This window comes from Leptospira wolffii serovar Khorat str. Khorat-H2 (assembly GCF_000306115.2).
Classification (GTDB): domain Bacteria; phylum Spirochaetota; class Leptospiria; order Leptospirales; family Leptospiraceae; genus Leptospira_B; species Leptospira_B wolffii.
In genome coordinates, this window is record NZ_AKWX02000012.1 from 113,467 (window position 1) to 136,795 (window position 23,329).

At 46.7% G+C, this 23,329-nt stretch carries 18 protein-coding genes and 2 tRNA genes; 13 read left to right on the plus strand and 7 right to left on the minus strand.

The genetic code is table 11. From position 1 onward, the window contains the following. Positions 1-38: 38 nt before the first annotated feature. Positions 39-860, minus strand: coding sequence for an extracellular medium-chain-length polyhydroxyalkanoate depolymerase (locus tag LEP1GSC061_RS09605; protein WP_040508386.1), 822 nt, complete (start codon positions 858-860; stop codon positions 39-41). 353 nt (positions 861-1,213) lie between these two features. Between LEP1GSC061_RS09605 and LEP1GSC061_RS09610 the strand changes: the two genes are divergently transcribed. Both LEP1GSC061_RS09610 and LEP1GSC061_RS09615 read left to right on the plus strand, forming a co-directional pair. Then, positions 1,214-2,263 carry a DUF3089 domain-containing protein gene (locus LEP1GSC061_RS09610; protein WP_040508473.1) on the plus strand — a complete coding sequence of 350 codons (1,050 nt, stop codon included), beginning with the start codon at positions 1,214-1,216 and terminating at the stop codon, positions 2,261-2,263. Positions 2,264-2,364: 101 nt separating this feature from the next. Beyond that, the gene (locus tag LEP1GSC061_RS09615) at positions 2,365-4,686 is read left to right on the plus strand and encodes a sigma-54-dependent Fis family transcriptional regulator (protein ID WP_040508388.1); all 2,322 of its coding nucleotides are present in this window, start codon (positions 2,365-2,367) and stop codon (positions 4,684-4,686) included. Positions 4,687-4,690: 4 nt separating this feature from the next. Here LEP1GSC061_RS09615 and LEP1GSC061_RS09620 read toward each other — a convergent pair whose 3' ends face one another. Beyond that, entirely contained in the window at positions 4,691-6,022 is a 1,332-nt protein-coding gene (locus LEP1GSC061_RS09620; RefSeq protein ID WP_016545161.1) for a hypothetical protein, read from the minus strand. Positions 6,023-6,268: 246 nt separating this feature from the next. On the opposite strand from LEP1GSC061_RS09620, the gene LEP1GSC061_RS09625 reads away from it, so the two are divergent. From LEP1GSC061_RS09625 to LEP1GSC061_RS09635, 3 genes are all read left to right on the plus strand, one after another. Further along, positions 6,269-6,700 (plus strand): YiiD C-terminal domain-containing protein, encoded by a 432-nt coding sequence (locus LEP1GSC061_RS09625; RefSeq protein ID WP_040508392.1) that lies wholly within the window; start codon positions 6,269-6,271, stop codon positions 6,698-6,700. Between the two features lie 337 nt (positions 6,701-7,037). After that, positions 7,038-9,230, plus strand: coding sequence for a neutral/alkaline non-lysosomal ceramidase N-terminal domain-containing protein (locus tag LEP1GSC061_RS09630; protein ID WP_232218404.1), 2,193 nt, complete (start codon positions 7,038-7,040; stop codon positions 9,228-9,230). Between the two features lie 111 nt (positions 9,231-9,341). Next, entirely contained in the window at positions 9,342-9,884 is a 543-nt protein-coding gene (locus LEP1GSC061_RS09635) for a glutathione peroxidase (RefSeq protein ID WP_040508393.1), read from the plus strand. A gap of 69 nt (positions 9,885-9,953) precedes the next feature. On the opposite strand, the gene LEP1GSC061_RS09640 is transcribed toward LEP1GSC061_RS09635, so the two are convergent. Beyond that, positions 9,954-10,658: a dienelactone hydrolase family protein gene (locus LEP1GSC061_RS09640; protein WP_016545147.1), complete on the minus strand. Its 705-nt coding sequence runs from the start codon at positions 10,656-10,658 to the stop codon at positions 9,954-9,956. A gap of 132 nt (positions 10,659-10,790) precedes the next feature. Between LEP1GSC061_RS09640 and LEP1GSC061_RS09645 the strand changes: the two genes are divergently transcribed. The 4 genes from LEP1GSC061_RS09645 to LEP1GSC061_RS09660 are packed head-to-tail and all read left to right on the plus strand — an operon-like array spanning position 10,791 to position 17,092. Beyond that, a complete protein-coding gene (locus LEP1GSC061_RS09645) occupies positions 10,791-11,654 on the plus strand; it encodes a ChaN family lipoprotein (RefSeq protein WP_016545163.1) in 864 nt (287 codons plus the stop codon). A gap of 48 nt (positions 11,655-11,702) precedes the next feature. Beyond that, complete coding sequence (locus LEP1GSC061_RS09650; RefSeq protein ID WP_016545259.1) at positions 11,703-14,366, plus strand: transglycosylase domain-containing protein; 2,664 nt, start codon at positions 11,703-11,705, stop codon at positions 14,364-14,366. Further along, positions 14,356-15,945 (plus strand): hypothetical protein, encoded by a 1,590-nt coding sequence (locus tag LEP1GSC061_RS09655; protein ID WP_016545247.1) that lies wholly within the window; start codon positions 14,356-14,358, stop codon positions 15,943-15,945. Before LEP1GSC061_RS09650 ends, LEP1GSC061_RS09655 begins: the two co-directional genes overlap by 11 nt. Positions 15,946-15,955: 10 nt before the next feature. Next, on the plus strand, positions 15,956-17,092 hold the full coding sequence (locus LEP1GSC061_RS09660; RefSeq protein ID WP_016545204.1) for an SH3 domain-containing protein: 1,137 nt from the start codon (positions 15,956-15,958) through the stop codon (positions 17,090-17,092). Between the two features lie 381 nt (positions 17,093-17,473). Here LEP1GSC061_RS09660 and LEP1GSC061_RS09665 read toward each other — a convergent pair whose 3' ends face one another. From LEP1GSC061_RS09665 to LEP1GSC061_RS09675, 3 genes are all read right to left on the minus strand, one after another. Next, positions 17,474-17,890 (minus strand): SRPBCC family protein, encoded by a 417-nt coding sequence (locus LEP1GSC061_RS09665; protein WP_016545309.1) that lies wholly within the window; start codon positions 17,888-17,890, stop codon positions 17,474-17,476. Between the two features lie 863 nt (positions 17,891-18,753). Continuing rightward, a tRNA-Tyr gene (locus tag LEP1GSC061_RS09670) sits at positions 18,754-18,835 on the minus strand. Positions 18,836-18,896: 61 nt separating this feature from the next. Continuing rightward, positions 18,897-18,969 (minus strand) — tRNA-Thr (locus LEP1GSC061_RS09675). Between the two features lie 89 nt (positions 18,970-19,058). Here LEP1GSC061_RS09675 and LEP1GSC061_RS09680 point away from each other — a divergent pair. The 4 genes from LEP1GSC061_RS09680 to LEP1GSC061_RS09695 all read left to right on the plus strand — a co-directional run bounded on the left by LEP1GSC061_RS09680 (position 19,059) and on the right by LEP1GSC061_RS09695 (position 22,398). After that, positions 19,059-19,445, plus strand: coding sequence for a hypothetical protein (locus tag LEP1GSC061_RS09680; protein WP_016545274.1), 387 nt, complete (start codon positions 19,059-19,061; stop codon positions 19,443-19,445). Positions 19,446-19,466: 21 nt separating this feature from the next. Further along, positions 19,467-20,291: a transketolase gene (locus tag LEP1GSC061_RS09685; protein ID WP_016545185.1), complete on the plus strand. Its 825-nt coding sequence runs from the start codon at positions 19,467-19,469 to the stop codon at positions 20,289-20,291. Positions 20,292-20,445: 154 nt separating this feature from the next. Then, positions 20,446-21,345: a transglutaminase family protein gene (locus LEP1GSC061_RS09690; RefSeq protein ID WP_016545166.1), complete on the plus strand. Its 900-nt coding sequence runs from the start codon at positions 20,446-20,448 to the stop codon at positions 21,343-21,345. Between the two features lie 93 nt (positions 21,346-21,438). Beyond that, complete coding sequence (locus tag LEP1GSC061_RS09695) at positions 21,439-22,398, plus strand: polyprenyl synthetase family protein (RefSeq protein WP_016545391.1); 960 nt, start codon at positions 21,439-21,441, stop codon at positions 22,396-22,398. 86 nt (positions 22,399-22,484) lie between these two features. Here LEP1GSC061_RS09695 and LEP1GSC061_RS09700 read toward each other — a convergent pair whose 3' ends face one another. After that, a complete protein-coding gene (locus LEP1GSC061_RS09700) occupies positions 22,485-23,228 on the minus strand; it encodes an LIC10920 family plasminogen-binding lipoprotein (RefSeq protein WP_016545187.1) in 744 nt (247 codons plus the stop codon). Between the last annotated feature and the right edge of the window lie 101 nt (positions 23,229-23,329).

A 23,329-nucleotide genomic window follows, 5' to 3' on the forward strand; every position in this document is an offset into this window, starting at 1 on the left:
GTCCCGACGATCGCTCGTCGGGAAATAGAGAATGTGAACTAACGGTATTGGTTGAACCAGGCGTAGATTTTTCCGGCCGAAGCGGAGACCCATTCATGTCCGGCAAGATAATCCGTATATCGATCCGTCGGAATTCCCTGGGATCTTAGCTTATCGTAATATAAGTCCATCGTCCACCAAGGAACCACGGCGTCCAAAAACCCATGCATAAAAAACGTCGGCGGGTGATTGGAAGGAAGAGTCGGAACGATACATAAAGGTCCGCTGCAGGTGGCATAGGAACCGGATTGTATCGCCAAAGCTTTGAATTCTCCCTGGAAGGATACCGCCATGCGACTCGTATTGTAACCTCCGCTGGAAATTCCAGTCGCGAATTTCTTATTCGGATTGATGGGGCCGAAAGCTCCGTTACGTATCGCGGCAAAGAGATTATTCAGAAAGATATAATCCGCAGTCAGCTCGTAGATTGTCGGTAGATTCGTTTCCCAGAAAAGATCCAGGCCCGCGTCCGGAGCGATAACCGCGAATCCATTATCCAGCATTTTCTCGATGACCTTAACCTCGTAGTATCCTCCGAAAGGTTCTCCTTGGGTTCTAGAGAACTGAACCGTAAAGAAGGACCCTTGGTACATAATCACTACGGGCCATCCTCCGGCCGGGGGAGTTCCTTCCGGTACCTGGTATCTAACGTCTCTAAAGATCCCGGTTCTTGCTTCTATCTTTTTGCTCGAGTAAGAGCAACTGGTCGTCTTGATTAAGAGTCCCGTCGTTTTACAGCGAGCCGCTTCCGCTTCTCCCGCTCCCACGAATAGGAACCCGGCGATCAAAAGAGGCGCGAGCATTATGATTCTCTTCAACATTTTTTCCTCCCCGATTCGATGGTTTCGAATCGGTATGGGGTTTCTAAAGCAAATCCCGTGCCGAAGAGAATTTCGATTTTATGTAACGATTGTTTTATGAATAGGATGCAAAATTCGGTATGGATTCGAAGAACGGAGTTTTATCGATGTCGCATCGCTCGATTTCAATCGATCAATTCCGGTATGTGATTGAAATCAATCGATTTCATTCGCATGAAATCGCGGTTTACGGGCATTCCGAGGCGATTCTACATCGATTTGAAATTTCGAGAACGGCACGGTTATTGCTCTTAGTATTGCGAACTTTCCCGGCGCAAACGCGTAATTTTTCGGGAAAAGGAGATACGAATCGCATGAGACTTTCTTTATATTCCTTTTTACTATTCTTCGGATTTGCGTTTTCTGAATGCACGACCTTGTTTCTGTATTGGATTCGCCCCGCCGGAGATTTCCAAGAGGAAACGCTTCCGACCGCTCCCGATTATTCCAAGCCGGAATATTGGGCGGCCCTTCCGAATTCGAAGGACGAACCGGACGAAATTCCTAATCTTCCCGAATTCCAAGACGAACAGAGTCGAGCCAAGGCGGACGTATTCTTCGTACATCCGACCACGTTCATAAAGGCTGAGACTTGGAACGCCGACGCTAAAAATAGCTTAATCGTTTACGGCCTTTCTCCTTTAAAAATGCAAGCCTCGGTTTTCAACGGGTCTGCGAGGGTTTACGCGCCTAGATATAGACAAGCGGCGTTGTATTCTTTTATCGACGATTCGGGAAACGGGGATAAGGCTTTCGAGATCGCTAGAAAGGACGTTCTTCACGCCTTCGATTATTATATAAAACATTATAATCAGGGACGACCCTTCTTCGTCGCAGGCCATAGCCAAGGTTCGATGATGCTCGTTTCCGTTTTGAAGGAGCATTTAGATAAAAAGAAGGTACCGAATTTCGTAGCCGCTTATCTTCCGGGTTGGGCGATTCACCCTTCCGATTTCGTTCGACTTAAAGTTTGTAAGGACTCCAAGGACACGGGATGCTATATCAGTTGGAATTCGAAAAAATGGGGTTCTCAATTGACCGACTTTGCGCTTCCACCGGAAAGATATGCGGGCGGTGTCTGCGTAAGTCCGGTGAGTTGGACTCCCGGTAGCGGCGAAACCGAAAAAAAATCCCATAAGGGCGGGGTAGGTATCGGATTTTCACAGATCGATCGAAACTATGTCAAAACGAAATGCGAAGGTGAAATGCTTTGGGTGGACCTTCCTTCCAATCCCGATTACGAGTCGAAAAGAGGGAATAAGAAGAATTATCATATCTCCGATTACGGTTTATTCTACTTGGATATAAGGGAGAATATCAAAGAAAGACTGGATTCCTACTTTGGCGGGAAAGCAAGACTTTGATTCTCGGATATGGGAGAGCGGCAAGGCACTGCCGCTCTCGAAAGCGAAATGCTGCTTGACCTTCTTTCCTAGAATGGTCTTTTAAACTCCTCTTTTCCTGCATGTACTTACAGTTTCTGACCCTTTCGTTTTTGATCGCAGTCCTCTTATGTTTGCTCGGAGTCGTTTATTGTCTGGGAGTTAGAAATAGAATCTCAGGAGTAAGGGAGCTCATGTTCTCTTTCGTATGCTTGGTATTTCTATATTTGGGTTGCGTTTACGCTTCGGTCGAACTGGGATCTACGGGAGCCTTGCATAGATGGATAACGGTGACTGCGGCTGTTGTGGCGGCTGTTTTCTTCTTAGGTTTTTTCTTAAAATTTCCTTCCGAATTAGTGCCTAAATTTTCCGGAAAGATTTTTCGAATTCTACTCGGGATTAGTTGCCTAATATCGGTTTGGTTCGTTTGGGAGACGAGAGATGCCGTTCGAACGTTCCGATTCAACGGACAATATTGGGATCTTACCTCGGTCCTTCCCGGAAGAGTAGTAGCGGTTTATTCCCTTCTTCTCGCGTTAAGCATATTCGGGGTCGCGATTATCCAGATTCTGAGAAATAAGGGGCAGAAGAGAATCGCACTCGTAGGGATACTAGGATCTTTCTTCCTGAATTTTCTGGTTCCTATCGTTTATTTGAATCTATTCCGACTCGGACAGGTAAGCGCGGAAGTCTTCGTTAACGCGCTCGCACTTTCCGTGATCACAGGATTTTTCGTTTTTCATATTTTCTTCGTGAGTTATGGAGGACATGAGACTTCCCTCACGGTTCGTATTCTCACGATCATCCTCGCTATGGCTCTTTCGGTAACTCAGGTTATGTCAGAGGGTTTAAGTCGAGCCATAGAAAACGAATACGATAGCTCGAGTATTTCCCTTTTGGCGGGATACGAAAGAGGGAATATTCTTCCTGCGGGAGTGCGGATATTCGAGGGAAAGGAGAATCGGAATATCATAATGCATCCCGATTCTCCGTCTTTGGCGGTAGGAGAACGGATCTACGCTATAGATCCGACCGGAAAACCGATACTTATCTACAAGAATGCGGATCGGAATCGGGAGGCGGTATTCGCTTACGAGTCCTATAGGAGTTTCGTGCATTCCTACGCCCGGGATTGGGCCTTGAGACTTCTACTAGGGCTTTTCGTATTGGTTGCAGGATTTCTAATCTTTATGAGGATCTCTATTCTCGGTCCCTTATCCGATCTTTTACTGGGCTTGGATCGTGTAGAAGGAGGAGAATTGGCCGTGCAGATCGACGTCCGCAATAAGGACGAGATCGGACTTCTCACCCAAGCCTTTAATGCGATGGTCCGCTCCATCCGAGAAGCGAGGCAGGAACTCCAACAATACACTTCCAATCTGGAAAGGACGATACTGGAAAGGGATTCCATTTACGACGCTGTCCCACAGGAGAAGATTCTATCCAATAAAACCTTAATATATGCGAGTAGAAGCATGCAGGCGGTAGTGGATAGAGTGGAGAGGATCGCCTCTAGGGAGCAACCGGTATTGGTTACGGGAGAGACCGGAACGGGAAAGGAAATCATCGCGGCATTGCTTCATGAACTGGGTAGAGGACAAGATTCCCCGTTCGTTCCCATCAATTGCGCCGCCGTTCCTTCTAATCTTTGGGAAAGCCAGATCTTCGGACACGTAAGGGGGGCCTTTACGGATGCGAAATCCGATTATGCGGGGCTCGTAGCGGAAGCTAAAGGAGGAACCCTATTTTTCGACGAGGTCGGAGAGATGCCTTTGGAGATCCAACCCAAGATATTGCGTCTTTTGCAGGAGAGAAAATACAAGCAAGTCGGGGGCAGAACGGAATTAAGCGCCGAGTGTAGGACCATATTCGCCACTCATAGAAATCTTAGGGAGATGGTCGCAAAGGGAACTTTCAGAGAGGACTTATATTATCGGATCAACGTTTTCGAGATAAGCATTCCTCCGCTTAGGGAAAGACGGTCCGATATTCCGTTCTTGGCGAATCGATTCGTGGAACATTATGCCAAACAGATGGAGATCCCTAAGCCGACGATCGGCGAGGACGTTATGGATCTCTTTCTGGATTTCGCTTGGTCCGGAAATATTCGAGAATTGGAAAATTGTATCATTCGAACCCTGGCCGACTTAAAAGGAGAGACGATCGGGATTTCCGACCTACCTGCGGAAATGTCGGAGGCCAGGAATTCCAGGGCGGTTTCGGAGCTTTCGGTTTCGAACGGGTCTTATGTGGCAGGCTTCGAACCTTTAGTTTCCATGTATTCCAGAAGACTCATAGAAACGGCGCTCCAGCAATGCAAGGGAAACAAATCGGAAGCGGCCAGGCTACTGAAAATCTCCCGGGGAAAACTCCAATATCAAATGCGCCAACTCGGTATGGAATAATCGATCAGTAGAATTTTCTTAGGTTACGGTTCCGATTCGTCTCTTCTTCGGTATCTTCCGCTTCTTGGCCTTCTTTAGGATCCGCCTTTTTGAGATAGACCTTTTCGCCTGCGATCAGCTTTCCGTTTCCGTTCAGGATTCCTTCCACATACGTATGAGAAGAAGTTAATATTTTGATCCCTCTGTTTTCGTCCCGGTTCGGATATACGATTAAGCCCGGGCGTAATACCCTATTCTTAATATGTCGGATCTGGACTTTTCCGTTGGAAAGGGAGAATATCTCTCCGGTCTCGGTCCAAAGAGGCGTCTTGTCGGAAGAATTACCGAAAGTCGGCAGATAGAAATCGTCCTTGGAAAGAAAGGAATTCAATAGATGGAATCCGTCTTTTAGAGTCTTTTGGCGGGGACTGAATCCGGTTCCGAAAAGATGTAAAGGAAGAACAAGTGGGGAAAGTATCCGTCTTAGATCCGCGGCATGGGTTTGCATTCTTTCCTTCGTATCGGATTCATAGATGTAAGTGACTATGAATCTGGCATAGTCCCGCGTGTAGGGAATGATCCCTGCGGAGGCGACGGAAAAAGGGAGTATGAGCGAGGAATTATCCGTTCTCGCGCCGTATTCTTGCAGCCCCAGTATGATGATATCGTAATTCTTGATATCGCCTTTAAGGGAAAGAAAAGACTGTTCTTGTTCTTTCCTGAATTTTTCGTATTTTTTCCAGGAATCCAACAGGTCCCGGATATCCCTACCGATAGAGGAGTCGCTACATTTCAGATTCAGGATCTCGTCGAAGCTGAAATCCTTTTGGAGAACCTTGCATTCTCTGCGAACGTCGGAGGCGTTCGGACTTCCTAATTCCGGAGAAGAATTGAAGAATCTTTCCAAGGGAAGGCGAAGAGGCCCCGATTCGATATAAGAAAGGCTACTGTCGAAGGTAAGTTTTGCCTTAGGAGGAAGAGCGCTTATATCCATTCCTTCCATAAGAAAAACGGTTTGAACGGATTCGTATCCTGCGTTTTTGCGCGTATCTTCGGACAACGATTCCGCATTTACAGATTGGAAGTACGAAAATTGTTCTTCGAGCGCCGTAGCGTAAGGATACAAGAGAGGGTTCTTGGATTCGGTGCCTTCGAAGCTCTTCGCTTTTTGGATTTCTCGATTCTGGTATCCAATTAGAATAATCGCCTTAGGATGTTTTCTCGAAATCGGATAGAAGGATTTTGCGATCCGAGGCGGGTCGTTTAATCGGATCATTAGGCAATCCGAAAGAAAGAAAAGCGATAGAAAAATTAGGACGGAGGTTTGGATCGTATATCTTTTTTGTAATAGGTTCATGGTGCATCCGGAGAAAAGGCGGGTTTTTCTTCCAATGGGAGAATATTCCCCGAGCGGGACCGAAGTCAATGTCTCTTTAGGGTGATAAAAGAAGGTTTCCGGTGTCGTTCCCTATATTCTTCTTATCCATCTTGCGTCGAAGGAGAGACATCCAAAAGTTCGTTTTGCCAACGAACAGGACAAGAATTCCTGGAAGCGAAGCTTTTTCATTTGAAACCAAAGGAATAGATTTCGCATGTGGGAGGTATGACAGATAAATTCGACGTTCTATCCATTCCTTTTAACGTGCATCTCCAGATTTCCAGGCCTAAGCAGGGAGAAGACGCTCTCTTGGTCTTGGAAGATCGTCCGATCTATAAGAACCATCTAGGTTCGGGGCACGCCGGAGCGTTATTTGCATTGGCTGAAGGAAGCGGAGGAGAATTCTTGCTAAGCAAAATTTCCTCCTTGCCTTTCGAAATTCTTCCGGTAGTGCGCAAATCGGAAGTGAAATACAAGAAGCCGGCTCAGGGTAGAGTGATCTCCAGAGGTGTGATCGACGAAGAAGAATGGAAATTATTCCTCGCTCAATTGGAAAAAAAAGGAAGAGCAGGGCTTACCGTGGGAGTGGAACTTTTCGATGAAACGGAAGCGAATGTAGCAAGTTTTAGTTTCGATTGGTTCATCGCGAAGAAGTAACCGAATTTATTCCAAGAATGGCAGAGTTTTATACCCGTATTCTTATATCGAATATCTTCCACTTATATTCCCATTATATAAGTGGAATCGCTCTTTAGAACTCCGTTCGAAATAAATTCAAAACTTATAATGTTTTTCTCGAACGGGATCGGAGTTTGGAACACATTTCGGAATTGTGTTTGACCTTCCTAAAATTTCGGATAACCCATTCGGGGTAGTCGAGGGGGACGAGATGGATAGTTTCCGATTCAAAGTTTTATTTTCGCTGACGACGATATGTTTTGCCGTTGCGAGTTGTAATGATCAAGCCGGTTCGAATGCAGAGGCCTTGGCGCTTGTGAACGGAGCAACCGCGAATTCGGAGACGGCACCTCTTGTCAGTAGCCAGGCATTGCCCACTTCTACGCCTCCAGACGTATTCTTGGTCGGCGCGGGAAAGGCGGATATAACCGGACCGTTTGTGCAGTCGAGCACCGGATACAATAGTCCGGGAGACGAGATGTCCGGTCTGGCCATGAGGCTATTCTCCCGAGCGTTTGTGATCGAAAGACCCGGAGGTTCCAGGGTCGCTATCGTAACCAACGATATGATCCATATGTATCAGGGCGTAAAAATGGGAGTCATCAGGAAGTTGCAGGCCGACGGATACGGATCCGCTTTCAATAACGACAACGTGGTGATTTTCGCCACTCATACACATTCCGCTCCTTCGAACATATCCTGGTATACCCTCTTCAACCTTTTTAACGGCGTGGTTGGATTCGATAAGGTGCATTATAATATCGTGGTGAATGGAACGGCCGAAGCGATTAAGTCCGCCTATAACGCAAGAAAGCAGGCCAGAATCAAATTCGCTTCCGGAAATCTTGTGGGCTTGGCTCATAACCGTTCCTCTGCAGCTTACGAATGGAACCTGGACAAAGCGAATTATTCCAAGAATATTGAGGAGACCATGTCCCTTCTGCGCTTCGAAGGAACGGACGGATCCCCGATCGGGCTCGTAAACTGGTTCGCCGTTCACGGTACTTCCTTGGGAATCACGAATCGTAGAGCTCATGGAGACAACAAGGGATACGCAGCGTATCTGGTGGAAAACGCAATCGGCGGAAATTTCGTGGCGGCCTTCCCTCAGGGACCGATGGGAGATTCCAGTCCCAATCAACCGGATCCCAGCGATATTACCAAAGCCTTTCTAAGACCGAACGATCTGGATCCGTCCTTGGATCCGCTGGAAAATCCGATCGTACACGGGACTTTACAAGGAGGTCGAGCATTAGAATTATATAATTCTGCAAGTTCGATTCTGACGGGAGACGTGGGATATAGACACAGTCATGTGACTTGGAATAACAAGGTGGCGGTCAATCCGAATTATATAGGATCCTTTACCATGCCCTGGGATACGGTCTCCGGAGCGACGACTTGCGTAGCCACCATCGGAGGCGGGTTCCTTGCGGGGGACGAAGAAGGCGCTCCCGTGGATTTCGCTAAGGAAGGAGATATCAGAAACGATTATGTCTTCGAAAATGGGGCCTGGGTCAAAAAGAATTATAGCTTAACGAATCTGAGCGGGGCGGCCCAAATCCTGGGATATCTTTGGCCTCTGGCACAATTGGCTCTGGGCTCGACGAAATACGAAGCTTGTGATAAGGAAAAATTCACGCTTCTTCCCGTCGGAGAGGTGGACAGTTTCTGGTTTCCGAATCCTCAGGTTCCTTTCGTTCCAGTGGTGCTTCCTTTGCAAGTGATTACGATCGGAAACACGGCGATCTTCGCTTCTCCTTTCGAGGTAACGACTAATGCCGGAAGAAGGGTGAAAGCGAGGGTTAGTGCGACTCTCGCAAGCGCAGGCTATACCAATATAGTCATGGCGGCAATGGCGAACGCTTATGCCCAGTACCTTGCGACCAGGGAAGAATACTCCGCTCAGAATTTCGAGGGGGGATTTACAGTATACGGACCTTGGGCGAGTGCGGCACTCCAACAGGAATTCGATCGGATCGCTCAGGATATCGTAGCGGGAAGAGCTACTACTCCCGGTCCGAATCCTCCCGATTTATCCAACCAACAGTTCATCCAGACCTGGTTGTCACAGAATGGGATCGTGAACGACGGAGGAGATTTCGGGAAGGTGCTGACCGATGTCAACACTTCCTACAGCAAAACTAAGGATACTGTGGTTACCAAATTCCAAGGAGCTCATCCGCGAGTGGTACAGGATAAGAAGTTGGACGGATCCCTGTCCTCCTACTACGATCCGAATTCTTATACCTATCTCGAAGTACAGAAGAAAAACGGAAGTTCATGGACTACGATCGCCACGGATAATAATCCTTATACGGCCTACGATTGGGCGAGAACGGGAGGAGATCTTTCCGCCACATCGGAAGTTACGATTACCTGGCTTGTGAGAAATCAACAACCGGGAACGTATAGGGTCGTATACAACGGCTTGGCGAAGCAGTTCTGGGGGTTCTTCTGGACTTACAAAAAATTCACGGGAACTTCCCGGGAGTTTGTCCTACAATAAGATTGAAAAAGATCGATCCGTCCGATTTTGGAAGTCGGACGGACTCTTATCTTAAAAGAGGGCTTAAAACGGGTGGACCGAATGCCCTCTTTCCCGTATGATTTCCCTATCATGGTCCCTAAATCGATTTTATTATTTTTGCTTTTCTTTTCCTTCGCTTCCGTCTTCGGTGAGGCCAAGAGTATTTACGATTTCACCGTAAAAGACATCAAGGGAAAGGATGTGGTTCTTTCCAAGTATAAGGGTAAAACTCTTTTGGTGGTTAATGTGGCTTCCAAATGCGGATACACTTATCAGTACGAGAATTTGGAAAAAGTATACGGTAAGTATAAGGCCAAGGGCTTCGTAGTGATCGGATTCCCAGCGAATAATTTTTTATCCCAGGAGCCGGGCTCTAACGAGGAGATAGAGCAATTCTGTCGGTTAAAGAAGGGCGCTACTTTCGATATGATGTCCAAAATCTCCGTAAAAGGAGACGACCAGCATCCTTTGTATACATATCTTACCTCGACTTCTCCTGATCCGGGAGAAGTGAAATGGAATTTCGAAAAGTTCCTGATCTCTCCTTCCGGGAAGATACTCGCTCGTTATCGTTCCTCCGTGGAGCCGGATAGCCAAGAGGTCATGGACGCGATCGAGAAGAATCTGAAGTAAATCCTTATCCTACGCTTTCGATCCGAATCGGTTCCCCGAGTGCCTCGCGATGCGCAGGTATATCGGGGACTAAACGTATTCTTTCAAAAAAGCTAATGTAAGGCTCCAGGCTTGCCTGGCAGAAGGAGCGTCGTATGCGGCTCGTGCATCGCAGAAGAATCCGTGTTGCGCGTTCGAGAAGAGAATTTCCGTAAAATTCTTCTCCGAAGACTTTAATAAATCCGCAACCGATCGCCGATGCTCCGCTTTTACGCTCCTGTCTTTTCCTCCCCAAACGAGAAGAAGCGGGGATTTTTGGAGAGGAGAATATTTTTCCGCAGTAGGAGCTATCGCGCTTCCGTAAAAAGAGACAGCGGCTCTGACGGGGATCACCGCATTTGCCACGAAGGAAGCCCATCCCCCCAAACAATATCCGATGCTCCCAATTCTTTCGGAAATCACGTTCGGGTTGGAGGAGAGCCATTCGTACGAAACTTTTAGATCCGATTCCAAATTTTCCGGAGTCAGCACGCTGAAATGAGGACGCAAAGAAGTAAAATCCTCGTAGGGACCGGAAAAACCGGGAGGAGCCGTTCTGTAATACAATTCGGGAGCCGCTACGGAGTATCCTTCTTTCGCAAATCGTGAAGCAACATCCTTGATATGATCGTTCACTCCGAAGGCTTCTTGTAGGAGGAGTAGACCCGGGCCGGGAGAATTTTCCGGATAGGCCGCGTATATCGGCATGGTCCCGTGAGGAGTTTGGATCTGGACGGTCTCGGTTCGAATCGACATACAAATTTCCTAATGCGGTCTAAAGGCTTTCGCCTAAGAAATACAATTTGATTTCCCGATTTGTCGAGTCCTTTCCAAGAATAGGAAGGGATTAATTCTTTTCTTTTTTCGGGTAGGATCCATGCTCGTAACATGTACTTTCGTAAGATTCTTCTCGTGCTTGTTCTTCCCTCCTTGGTTTTTGCGGAAGAAGCTCCTATATCGTCTCCTGAAATCTACGATACTAAGACCAAGACTCGTACTTCCTGGGCTTCGATCGAAGAAAGAGTCAAGGATGCGGACGTAATCGTGTTCGGAGAGGAGCATAACGACTCTAAAGGTCATGCATGGAAATTGGAAGCCTTAAAAAGACTCTCTGCGAAGTATCCGATTTCACTTTCTCTCGAAATGTTGGAACGGGACCAACAAAGATCCGTGGACGAGTTCGCTCGGGACGAGATCACGGAGAAAGGGTTTCTGAATTCTGGGAAATTCTGGCCGAACTACCAAACGGATTATCATCCTTTGGTAATGTTCGCCAAAGAAAACCGGATCCCGATTCTAGCGGCAAACGCTCCGAAAAAATACGTGAATCTGGTATCCTCCAAGGGGATAGGTGCTTTGTATAAGATTCGTTCTCCATATTTGCCTCCTCGCTATCTTTACAAGATGCATAGACAGAAGGAATACGAGGAATTGGTATTATCCGCGATGAGCGGTCATTCGGTCGGGATGAATTTCGATCCGGAAAAGTTTTTGGATTCCCAGTATGTATGGGACGCAAGCATGTCGGATGCGATCGCAAACGCTTTCTATGCGAACGGGAGAAAGGTCTTCCAGGTAAACGGGAGATTTCATACGGATTCCGGGCTTGGTTTGACGCATAGACTCCGCCAATACGGATTGAAGGTTTTAGTTCTAAGTATTTTTCCCGGTTTCGAGGGGGAGAATCTAACCGATAAGGATTGGGCTCTCGGAGATTTCGTGATTCTTAGCGAAAGAAAACCTCTTCCGTAACACTTTCTTGCTTGTAGGAGGAGACATTTCCTCCGAAATTTACTAGGGATGTTGGAAACTAAGGTACGCAATCTTACTGATCCTAGGTTCGAATGCCTTTCTTGCGGAACAGTCTCCCGTCTGCCTGAAGGAGTTCCTACAGGTACCGTATTCAAACTCACCTGCTACCGATGCGGAAACAAGGCCTTAGTCCAACTACAGCCGAAGGCTCCCGAACCAGTAACGGATCGACCTTTTCCTAAGGCGGATCCTCCCATTTTTTCCCGCAATCCTGAGTTCCAAAATTCGGAAAACAAGAAGCCTTCTAAAGAGAAAGAGGAAAGCTTCGGGGAGAAAATCAGCGGCTTAATTTCTTCCTGGAAAAAGAAGCTTTCTCCCGAGTCCGGCGAGGAGAGGCCTTGGTTTCAAAGAGTGAAAACGGGGGTCGAGTACGGCTCCCCGACGGAATTCCATCGTCCGATCAAGACCCTTGCGGAAAGGCTCGTGGAAAGAGGAAAGAAATTCAGTTTTCCTCGATTTCGACTTAACTTTTGGCTAATAGTTTTACCGGTTCCTTTCGCTCTCGCTTTTCTGATTTTCTTCTGGATGGGGGTCATACAGAGAGAAGGAGAAATCCAGGGTTTATTAAATATTTTTTATATTCATCAGCCTACCGTAATTTACGATAGGGACGGCAAGAAAGTTTCTGAGATATTCGGTAAGAAGACAAGTAATCTGGAATGGGACGCCTATCCGGAAAATCTGAAGAAGATGGTCCTTCTCGTGGAGGATAGGAGCTTTTTCTCCCACGGCGGGATCCATTATTCCTCCGTATTGCGTGCCTTCTTCGTAAACGTCACTAGTTTTAGATTCAAGCAAGGCGCGTCCACCATTACCCAGCAGTTGGCAAGGATCCTATTGAACGATCGGGAAAAAAGCCTCGGTCGTAAACTCAAGGAAGCTCAACTTGCTTACGCCTTGGAGTCTTCTTTGAACAAAGAGCAGATTCTATTACATTATATGAATAATGTTTATTTAGGACACGGAGCTTTCGGGTTTGCAAGCGCATCCGATTTCTATTTTGGAAAGAAACCGAAGGATCTGAATGTTTCCGAAATGATCGTTCTCGCCTCCCTTGCTTCCGCTCCGAATCGTTTTTCTCCCTTAAAAAACCCGGATCTTTCTCTGGGAAGAGTGGAAGCTATCCTAAAATCTTTGGAGAATGACGGCGCCCTTAAGGAAGACTTAAGGCCTTCCATGAGGGAATTATACCAGGCGTTCAATACTCGTTCTCCCGGAGAGACTGTTTACGGAAACCGTAAGGACGATTCTCCTTATGTGACCGAACATGTACGAAAGTTCCTGCAGACGCTGTATCCTGATACGAATATCTACGAGAGCGGAGGATTTTCCGTTTACACTACGATTTCCCAGCCGGTGCAGGCGGAGTTGCAGAAGATCGTCAAAGCGCATGTGGAAAGGATCACCAAATCCGGACAAGTTAGACGAAATAGGCTCACCGACCCGGGGAAGGATTCCGAAGCCAATCCCTTCCGGAATTTGGTCGCGGATATTTCTCCCGCATTGGAATTATTCATAGATACGGATAGATTCGCTTCTACAAACGGAGACAGCGGATTGCAGGCGGCCGTGGTAGCCGTGGATCCTCAGACCGGAGACATCTTGCTGATGCACGGAGGGACGGAATTCAAATCGGATAACCAATTCTCCCGAGCCACCGGGATGTATAGACAGACCGGATCCACGATCAAGCCCATTCTTTACGCTGAGGCCATCGATTCCGGGATGGCGAATCCGGCGACACGTATTTTGGATGCTCCTTTGATCTATAGAAATTCCGTGTCCAATTGGATGCCGGAGAATATAGGAAATCAATATGACGGGGATATTTCTCTTCGGGTAGCTTTGGCAAAATCCAAAAATACAGCCGCGGTTCAGATCGCCGAAAAACTCGGATTAGGCGAGATCTCGGAAACTTTCGAACGCTTTTTCTTTCCGGAGGAGAAGGTTCTAAAAAATCGTTTTCGTAGGGATTTGTCTTTGGCCTTGGGTTCCTTGGAACTTTCTCCTTTGGAGATGGCCTCCGCCTATTCCGCTTTTGCGAACGATGGAAATATCGTGAGGCCGCATCTGATCGAGAAGGTGGTCGATAGATCGGGTAACGTGGTTTTCCAAAGAAAGGACCAGGACGAATTTAACTTGAAATGGCCTCAGATTCGGAAAGCGATCTCCCCTCCGACTGCGGAGATCATGGTGGACTTATTGCACGGAAGTGCGAACCATGCCGGAGTTAGAAATACCGGCTATAAAGGAGAAGTGGCGGGTAAAACCGGGACTACCAACGAATATAGGGACGCTTGGTTCGTGGGAGTGAGACCCGGAATCTCCATGGCGGTGTGGTTGGGATACGACTCTCCGAGTTTCGGAATGGGGCAATCTGCGTTAGGCGGAACTATCGCTGCTCCTTTATGGGGAACGATCGCGAAATTATTCGATTCCGCGGAATCGGGAGATAAGGAAGAGAGAAGAAAATACCAATTCTCCCAAAGGGCCGTTACTGTGGCGATTTGTCCGGAATCCGGAAAGTTGCCCGGTCCGGATTGCCCGAAGAAGACGAACGAAATATTTCATCCTTCTTATGTTCCTTCCGAGATTTGTCCTTTGACCCATAAGTCGGATGCAAAACAGGAGATCATTAAGAATGTCTTTTAACAAAAAGGCATGGAGGTCGTTCCTAATTCTTCTTCTGATCGCGCTGCCCAAGACCTTTTATGCGGTTTCCTACGAGGACGCATATGCTTTGGAAAAAGAGGCGCCCATATTTGCGATTCCTTTGTACGAAGATGTGGTTCGAACCGCGGGCGCTAACGATGTGAGAAAGACCGCTTCCACTCGTCTTTACTTTCTATACGAAAAATTTAATAAATATATGCCGGCGTTCCAGTTCCAGAGCAGGGCCGGAACTTTGAAGAATAAAAAAGGAGAATGGTCCTCCCTGGTTCAGACTTTGACCCAAGGACTGGGAGTCAGTCCTTTCGCGTTGATCGGAGTCGTGAATTCCTGTTCCAAAGAAACTCTCGCTTGGATCCCACCGGAGCCTACGGTTCATCCCGAGACCGGAGAATTGATCCAGCCCGTTCCACCGGAGCCTTATAAGAGTCTTTCTAAAAAAGAGAACCAGGCTTTAATTCGACTCTGCTATTCTTTGAAAATGAAGAACAGAGATTACGAGGGATGGGATAATATTTTTGTATTTTTATTTGATAAGGAAATTCTATCCAGAGATTCGGCTCTTCCTTTATGGGTCGGTTCCGCTTTGCAATCCGGCAAAGGAACTCCTTATAGAAGAATTTTTCTTTCGGGTCGTTTTAAGGATTTAAGTAACGAATCCAAATCGGATATCTTATTCTTATATGCAAAATTCTTAAGGCAGCAAGGAAAGTTAGAGGCAAGTACGAGATACTTTCTTATGAGCGGGAATTATTCCTCTCCTAAACGGGGAAAATGGGAGAGCGCGAAGAACCTTCTTCTTATGGACAGAAAGAAGGAAGCCTGCCTTTCTTACGGAGACTCTTTCTATTCCGGAGACGAGTCCGAGATTCTTTTCAAGAAAATCTGCCAGGAAAGCGATTGGGACTGGATCCAAACTTATTTACCTGCGATAAAAATTCTTCTGAAGGAAAATCCGGATCCCGTATTCGCCTACGCCCAAGAAGGGGGAGGCAAGGTAGGTTACGAAGTATTCTTGAAGCAGATCGGATCCAAGGCAAACGAGAAGGACGAAGACTCCGACGACGATTCGGAATCCGCAGAGATGCTTGCCAAACTTTTGCCGAACGAATTTAGGAACAAACTTCCTTTCTGGGATGCGAGAGATAGGGAAGCGGATCTGATCGTTCCCGATCGTGCTAAATATTTATGCAAAGTGTTTCGTAGACCTTTTTTCGGGCCTCCTTCCATCCAGCCTCAATTTTGTAAGGAAATTTCTCCGGGCAGTCTCGAAACATTATTATCCGTGGCTGGAGACGAGGATGAGGAAGGAAATTTCGTTTTTGCGGATCCGGCTTACCTTCCCCTTTCGGTGAAATTCTTTTGGAAAGAAGTTCCTACTTCAGAATCGACTCCTGCGATTAAAACCGTCGGACCTTTCGGTATCCTTGGGCCTTGGAATTTGGATTTTATCGTATATCGTAAAGTTCTAAATCGTGCATACGTGGAAATTAGGACAGGTAAGGACCAATATTACGTAATGTCGGTGAAGCCCTCTTTCGTGATCTGGAGTCGCAATTAGGGAGAAATTCGTGGGAAAACGATCGGTTTACGTTCTATTCTTCTCGGTACTACTATTCGGAGGATGTCGTTCTCAAGAAACCGGAGAATTGGTTTTAACCGGAGAATCAACGCTTCGGTTCCGACCGGACTTTTCTTCCAAGGGGAATGAGAAATTAGCGACCGGGGAAAAAGTCGTTATTCAAGAGAAGGGTGATTTGGTTTCGACTCGGTCCGGTAAATTTCAATGGTTCCGGGTTTTGACTAAGGATGGAAGCGAAGGTTGGATATTCGGCGCCAATGCCAAGTCCGTAGAGGACTATTTCGGAAAAAAATCCAGGGAATGGCGCCTCGTTAAATCTTTAAGATTATACGATAAAGAAGGTTCTTCGGATAAGGCCCAAGAAGCGGACGATGAGCTTGCTGCCGGAACTATATTACGGGAGCTTGATAGAAAAGAAAGATGGATCAAGGTTGAGAATCCGAGCGGCCGAGAACCGAAAGAAGGTTGGGTCCATACTTTGAATCTGACCACTCAAGAACATTGGGCAAAGTTGGACGAGGAATCCCAGCCTTGTTTCCAGTTAAAGAAATTTGCCGGTTTTTGGTATAATGCGGAAGAGGAACTATATATTTGTAGTCCAGGGGAAGGACTGGCCAATCAGTTCGAAGATGCGAGGTCGGAGATACACGGATTCGATAACCTAAAGCAAACAAAACGAGGCTTTGAGATGGACGGGATGATGTTTACCGACTATGACGAAGGCTCGAGTCCTCCTGAATATAAGATCCAATTAATATCGTTGGGCCCTTTAAAGTTACGATATATTCTGAATGGTCAGCCAAGGGAATATGTGAAGAATATTCCGACATCCGTAGTTTCAAATGATCTAAAGTTTAGATGGAAAGGATCGAACGATAGGTTTCCAGAGGTGGAATTAAATCTTTGCAAAAAGAATTTTGCGAAGGATGAGGATTCGAAAAATTCTCCTCGATCTTTTGATACACTGCATATTCTTCGCAATCGTAAGGATTACTACGATAAAAAGATCGATATCATTTTTATACCAGAGATCGCCGAGGCATTTCGGTATGATCCGGAATCGGACACGATAGAATGGAGTAAAGTCGTGGATGCTCCCAGGCTGGTGAAGTTGAGTTGCGATTAAGATACATTCGGAAAATAGAATGTGATTTTCGCTTATTGGTTTCGGACTTACTGCATGGCCTCTCTTTCGGAATGGTGCATGTAAGTTTGTGAAAAATCTTTCCAATTCTTCAGTGAACGGAAATTCGGTTCCTCCGTCTTTCGATTAAGCGCGCCCCCGCCCATCATCGGGAATAGGGGAGGAGGGCTTGCGGGAAGAAGCCGGGATTTGCTTTAACAGAAAAGTTTCGATCCTGCAACATGTATTCACTAGTTCAGCGGAATTTTTATTCCATTTACGTGAAATCCATATTGAGCGAAGGCTATGGATCATTGATTATGAATATAAGGGTGGGATGATAAGCATTCGCAGTAGTCTTCTTCGGAAGTCCGAATTGATCTCTCAGTTCGCTTCGGTATATTTCGCGAAGTTATCCAGTATGGCCTGCCAGCCCCCTCTTTGCATCTCGATAGGATTCTGGTTTTCCGGATCGAAGGTAACCGTTACATGGGTTTTATCGCCCTTATCCTCAAAGGTGACAGTTACCTGTCTTTCATCTCCCATCGTGTATGTGAAGTTTTTGTGATCGGCGATTGAATCATAGATTGCTCCAAACTCGAATCCAAAACTTCCGTCTTTGGCCTCCATTCTTGCGCTATACTTGCCGCCCGGTCTCATATCGTTCTTGGCCCAAGGACAATGCCAATCGTCGGTGGCAAAATTCCAGTTAACAATATGAGAAGGATTGGTGTAGTAGTCCCAAACCTTTTTGATCTCTGCAGCAATCGTAGCTTGAATTGTGATTTTCTCGGAATTCATTCTGAAGAATGTAACGGATCTTACTCCCGTGCGGAAAGCATTTTTACTTATCGGAATCTATCATTTTGGAAAAATGGAATGGCGGATCGTTGAGAATTGGGGATGGCTCTTTGGATTCAAACTGTTCAGGATTGCCGGGAAGCGAATGTTCGGGTTATGAGAATAGCTTTTGATTTGTCTGCGAAAGGAAATTTTATTCCACCGTCTGTGAGTCAAGATCGCCCCCGCCCGGTCGTCTTCTCGCTCTCTAATCGAATTGATTGCAGTGCAGTTTGTCCATTTGATATTTGCCTTCGCGATACTCAGGCACCCTTCGGGTTTTTCGCTCTCTATGGGTCGCTCAAAAGGTCCGCTGCAACGCTTTCGCTCACAAGCTTCGAATCCTTCCGGATGTTTTGATTGTTTGGGATTTTATTTTATGGAAAGGAGAATCTCTATTGGGCAGGGAAGGATTCGCCGTTACGCAGTCTCACCTCGTGTTCGACTTGGCTCCACGGCGTCTTGTTCGCGCCTTCGTCCATCCATGGACTCGGCACGCGTTTGCTTACGCTCTCTATGGATCGCTACAAACGCTTTCGCTCACAAGCTTCGAATCCTTCCGGATGTTTTGATTGTTTGGGATTTTATTTTATGGAAAGGAGAATCTCTATTGGGCAGGGAAGGATTCGCCGTTACGCAGTCTCACCTCGTGTTCGACTTGGCTCCACGGCGTCTTGTTCGCGCCTTCGTCCATCCATGGACTCGGCACGCGTTTGCTTACGCTCTCTATGGATCGCTGCAAACGCTTTCGCTCACAAGCTTCGAATCCTTCCGGATGTTTTTGATTGTTTAGGATTTTATTTTATGGAAAGGAGAATCTCTATTGGGCAGGGAAGGATTCGAACCTTCGAAGGCTTGGCCAGCAGATTTACAGTCTGCCCTCGTTGACCGCTTGAGTACCTACCCGTTATTGAATGCCATTATTTTTGGCAGGGTGGGTCGGTCAATCTTATTCGCGAAAGGAATGAGCTGCCTATAGGAATCGAACCCACAACCGGCTGATTACAAATCAGCTGCTCTACCAATTGAGCTAAGGCAGCATTCTAAGACAGTTTCGGATTCCGACTCGCCGGGTCAATCGATTTTAAAAAGGATTTTCTCCATCCGAGGCTTCGGGTCCACTGGACAGATGTCCTTGTTTCTCATCAATACCGGAATGACTTGCTCTATCCTATTGTTCTATTTGGGATATTGGTTTCGGTTTCGCAATAACCGCTTGCACCGAATCTTAAACGGATTCGGAATCCTATTCAATCTGGTAACGGCGGTTTATCTTCTTGGCTTGAAATATCTGGGTGGAGGGATGGAGCAGGCGGGACTTGTCGCCACTGTCCCTAGGGAATATGTGGACATTCATCGGGCGATCGCGGCCCTGACTCTCTTGATGATGTTATTGATGGGTTGGTCCGGATGGATGGGAAAAAAAGAATTCCATAGGAAGCTTCATTTTATTTTTCTACCATTATATACTCTCGTGTACCTCTCGGGGCTTTTTCTGTTCCGTTCGGGACATTAATTTTCGGAGTCGATGACCGACATGGAAGAAACCAAGGAAATCAAAGTATTCGCCAATAATATCCGTAAGAACGTAATCAAAATGGTTACCGCCGCTAAGTCGGGTCACCCCGGCGGTCCTCTGGGACTCGCGGATATCTACGCGGTTCTATACAAGAAAGTCCTGAATCATAAGCCCTCCGATCCGGATTGGGAAGATCGGGATCGTCTGATTCTTTCCAACGGTCACGTTTGCGCGGTTCGTTATGCCGCTATGGCTCAGGCGGGCTTTTTCCCGGAATCCGAACTTCTTACCTTCCGTAATATCAACTCCAAGCTCCAAGGACATCCATCCACTCGTTATCTCAAAGGAGTGGAGAGTTCTTCCGGGTCTTTGGGACAGGGACTTTCCGTTTCCGTCGGAATTGCTCTAGGCGCGAGACTCTCCAAGAAGAATTTCAAGGTATACGCTTGTATTTCCGACGGAGAATGTGGAGAAGGCATGACCTGGGAAGCAGCTCAATCGGCCGCTCATTATAAGACAGACAATCTTATCGCCTTCATGGATAAAAACGGAATCCAAATCGACGGATTCACCAAGGACGTGATGAATCTCGAACCTCTGAACAAGAAGTTCGCAGCATTCGGTTGGAACGTGATCGAAGCTAACGGTCATGACGTGGATGCGATCATTGCGGCCTTCGAAAAAGCTAAGTCGCATTCCGGTTCTCCTACCATTATTCTTTTTGAAACCGTTTTAGGAAAGGGAGTCTCTTTCATGGAAAATTCTCCCGCTTGGCACGGGACTCCTCCGAATGCGGAGCAAGAGAAGAAAGCTCTCGAGGAACTCGAACAAGTAATCTTTTAAAGATATAATCCAACTACGGAGGGACGCATGCACGAGAAACATGTGAAGCGTCTCGAAGTAGGGAAGACATAGTTAATTTATTCTGCACATCCTTTTTTGCAGAAATTCTCAAGTTCCGAATTGACTTTCGTTTTCCCGGTTGGACGTTATTGCTATGCGCCCCTCGGATTCTTCCTCCGGCACTCTTCCTTTCCCTCCCGATAAGATCGAGGACAAGTTCTACCAACTCGAATTCTCCTCCTTAGAGGAAAAATCCAGAATCATCAAGGAAATCGCTAGCATGATACCTTGGCAGGTTCGTATCCGCGAAGTTGCCGACGAGTTAAAGGATCCCACTCTCAGGGTTTTTGCCAGATCCGTAAGCGAGAGTATCCATACCGAAAGAATCAGTTCCCGTTATTCTCTCTTAGCAGAAAAGGGACATCCGAATCATTACGACGATTTGGAGGAGGGAGTGTTCCTACTTTCTTCCGTCATCGATCCGGAACTTTCTTATCCCGAATTCAGGACCTATCTGGATAAGATCGCTCTCCGAGTGGAGGAACTTGTGGATTTAAACGAGGACCTCGCCTCGGACGAGGTCAAGGTGCATTTTCTTACCAGAGTGCTTTCCCAGGAAGAAGGGTTCGGCGGAAACCACGATCAGTACGAAGACCCGAACAATTCTTATCTTCATAAAGTTTTCGAGACAAAGAGGGGAATTCCCATCTCACTTTCCGTGATCTATCTACTGGTCGCCCATAGGCTAAGACTCCCTCTCTACGGAGTCAATATGCCTCTGCACTTCCTTCTTCATTTCGAATCCTCCGAATTTCAGACGTATATCGACTCCTATCACGGCGGTGTCATGCTGGACCGATCCACCTGCATTCGTTTCTTAAAAGCCAACGGTTTTCAAGCGCATGACAGGTATTTCACTCATGCCAGCAGCTTGACCATTCTCAAGAGAATGTTCCGTAACCTGATCCATATCTACCGCAAGAGGGAGGACCGAGACATGGAAAAAATTCTCTCCCGTCACCTACTGGCCTTGGACAATAAGTGGAAGCCCTGAATTCTCCGTTATCCTGCGAAACCGCCCTTTCCTTTTCCTTTCCTGCTTGAGCGGTAAAATCCCTCCTAAATACTGTCGAAACAGGAAAACCGCGTGAAAACCAAAGGATTGAAGGATCTCCTAATCCGTAAGTTCGATAAGAAACTAAAGGAAATCATAGACGAGGATCTTCGTATTCTCGCCGAAATTAAAGACTATACGATTCGATCCGGCGGAAAAAGAATCCGTCCGATTCTTCATTACTGTCTTTGCCGCATCCTCGGTTATAAGGGCGAAAAATACGCCGACGTGGGAGCCATTGCGGAACTGATTCATGCCGCAAGTCTTCTTCATGACGATGTGGTCGACGAGGCTCAGACCAGGAGGGGGATTCCCAGTGTGGCCTCCAAATTCGGAAACAAGACCGCTATTCTTGCCGGGGATTATTTACTCGCCTGCGGAATCGACCATTTGAACGGGTTAGGTTCTCCGGATCTGATGGATTCCTTTACTACCGTCATAAAGGATTTATCCGTGAGCGAACTCATACAAATGGAATGGGAGAAGAATCCCAAAATCACTTTAGATATCTATAATAAGGTCGTATACGGAAAAACCGCTTCCTTGTTCGGTGCTGTGTCCGAGGCCGCCGGAATTCTAATCGAAGCCCCCAAAAAGACCAGAAAAAAGTTGCACGAGTTCGGGATCCGTTTGGGATTCCTGTTCCAAAAACAGGACGATGCCATCGATTATTTCCAAGCGGGAGACCAAACGGGAAAAATTCCCCTAAAGGATTTTAGGAACGGTCTTTATACCTATCCGATTCTAAGATTATTATCCGTTGCGGATAAAAACGATAAGAAACTCGCGCATTCCCTTTTTGCCAAAGAAGAAAGAAATTCCGGGGACGATCTGGTTATTCTTTCCCTATTGAATCGGTATAATATTCGTAAAAGCCTGAATGAAGAATTCGTCTCGGATGTGGACGAACTATTGGGTTTTCTAAAGAGTTATCCGGAATCCAACGAAGGAAATCTTGTCCAAGAGCAATTCCGTAAACTTACGGAAGTCTAAAATACATCGCACGCGACCCTCTATCGCCGTCCGCTAAAAGGGCCTGCCGTGAGTGTTTTTCGCGAAGCGAAAAATGTATCAAAGGGTTACTGCGAAGTAGTCGTGGAACCGGAAGGAATCGAGTTACTGGTGCAATTGATATCGCCCTTGATCGAAACAGTAGGACCGGTCGCAGTATTTGTATTATAGCAATTCACTCCGTCTTGCGTATAACACATACTGGAAGAAGTCGCCGACGTACAATTGATGAAGTTGGTAGTATAACACTGGGTCAACGCCAATCCTGCGGAACCGCTAGTGACCTGGTTTCCCACTAAATCTACGGTAACAGTTAAATAGGAAAGAGCCTGGGTGCTGGATGTTCCCGTATCTATAGGTACTCCGCTTCCTCCCCAAAAGATCTTTCCGTAGTTTGCCACTACCGCCGGGATTTGCATTGCAGGGAGTCCGGAATAAGAGAATCCTTGCTGCGCATCTATGGATCCTTGGTTTTGGGTCGCATCGTATAAGAATTTTATGGTTACGAAGGCTCCGGTAATGAAATACAATCGGGAGTTTACGGTGAATAAATTCGTAGAAGAACCGGTAGTAGTCGTGGTCGTAGTAGTTCCTGAAGTAGAACTACCGGAATAAGGGGTCGCAGTTCCGCAATTGGAGGTCTTACTCTTATCGATCTCTCCATTGATCGGGAAAGTGGAGCCGTCCGTACCTGTAACCGTCAGGTCTACCTTATTGACATCATTATGATTGCAGGAAACGAGGGTTAGGGTCAGGCTTACCCCTAAAAAAAATCTAAAAAAACGGGAACGAATCGTTCTGGAAATTGCCATAATTCTAATATCTATCTTCGGAAAGTCGTGGTCAAGAATGAAATTCGGCGATGGAAAAACCGAATCCGAGCGAATAAGACCCGGATTTCCTGCCTAAAAGT

Coding starts and splice junctions, on each gene's coding strand:
- LEP1GSC061_RS09640 (WP_016545147.1), bottom strand. CDS start 10,658: ATGTCGATTCGAACCGAGACCGTCCAGATCCAAACTCCTCACGGGACC.
- LEP1GSC061_RS09700 (WP_016545187.1), bottom strand. CDS start 23,228: ATGGCAATTTCCAGAACGATTCGTTCCCGTTTTTTTAGATTTTTTTTA.
- LEP1GSC061_RS09680 (WP_016545274.1), top strand. CDS start 19,059: ATGTCCTTGTTTCTCATCAATACCGGAATGACTTGCTCTATCCTATTG.
- LEP1GSC061_RS09615 (WP_040508388.1), top strand. CDS start 2,365: ATGTACTTACAGTTTCTGACCCTTTCGTTTTTGATCGCAGTCCTCTTA.
- LEP1GSC061_RS09625 (WP_040508392.1), top strand. CDS start 6,269: ATGACAGATAAATTCGACGTTCTATCCATTCCTTTTAACGTGCATCTC.
- LEP1GSC061_RS09665 (WP_016545309.1), bottom strand. CDS start 17,890: ATGAATTCCGAGAAAATCACAATTCAAGCTACGATTGCTGCAGAGATC.
- LEP1GSC061_RS09605 (WP_040508386.1), bottom strand. CDS start 860: ATGTTGAAGAGAATCATAATGCTCGCGCCTCTTTTGATCGCCGGGTTC.
- LEP1GSC061_RS09690 (WP_016545166.1), top strand. CDS start 20,446: ATGCGCCCCTCGGATTCTTCCTCCGGCACTCTTCCTTTCCCTCCCGAT.
- LEP1GSC061_RS09655 (WP_016545247.1), top strand. CDS start 14,356: ATGTCTTTTAACAAAAAGGCATGGAGGTCGTTCCTAATTCTTCTTCTG.
- LEP1GSC061_RS09645 (WP_016545163.1), top strand. CDS start 10,791: ATGTACTTTCGTAAGATTCTTCTCGTGCTTGTTCTTCCCTCCTTGGTT.
- LEP1GSC061_RS09650 (WP_016545259.1), top strand. CDS start 11,703: ATGTTGGAAACTAAGGTACGCAATCTTACTGATCCTAGGTTCGAATGC.
- LEP1GSC061_RS09635 (WP_040508393.1), top strand. CDS start 9,342: ATGGTCCCTAAATCGATTTTATTATTTTTGCTTTTCTTTTCCTTCGCT.
- LEP1GSC061_RS09685 (WP_016545185.1), top strand. CDS start 19,467: ATGGAAGAAACCAAGGAAATCAAAGTATTCGCCAATAATATCCGTAAG.
- LEP1GSC061_RS09620 (WP_016545161.1), bottom strand. CDS start 6,022: ATGAACCTATTACAAAAAAGATATACGATCCAAACCTCCGTCCTAATT.
- LEP1GSC061_RS09610 (WP_040508473.1), top strand. CDS start 1,214: ATGAGACTTTCTTTATATTCCTTTTTACTATTCTTCGGATTTGCGTTT.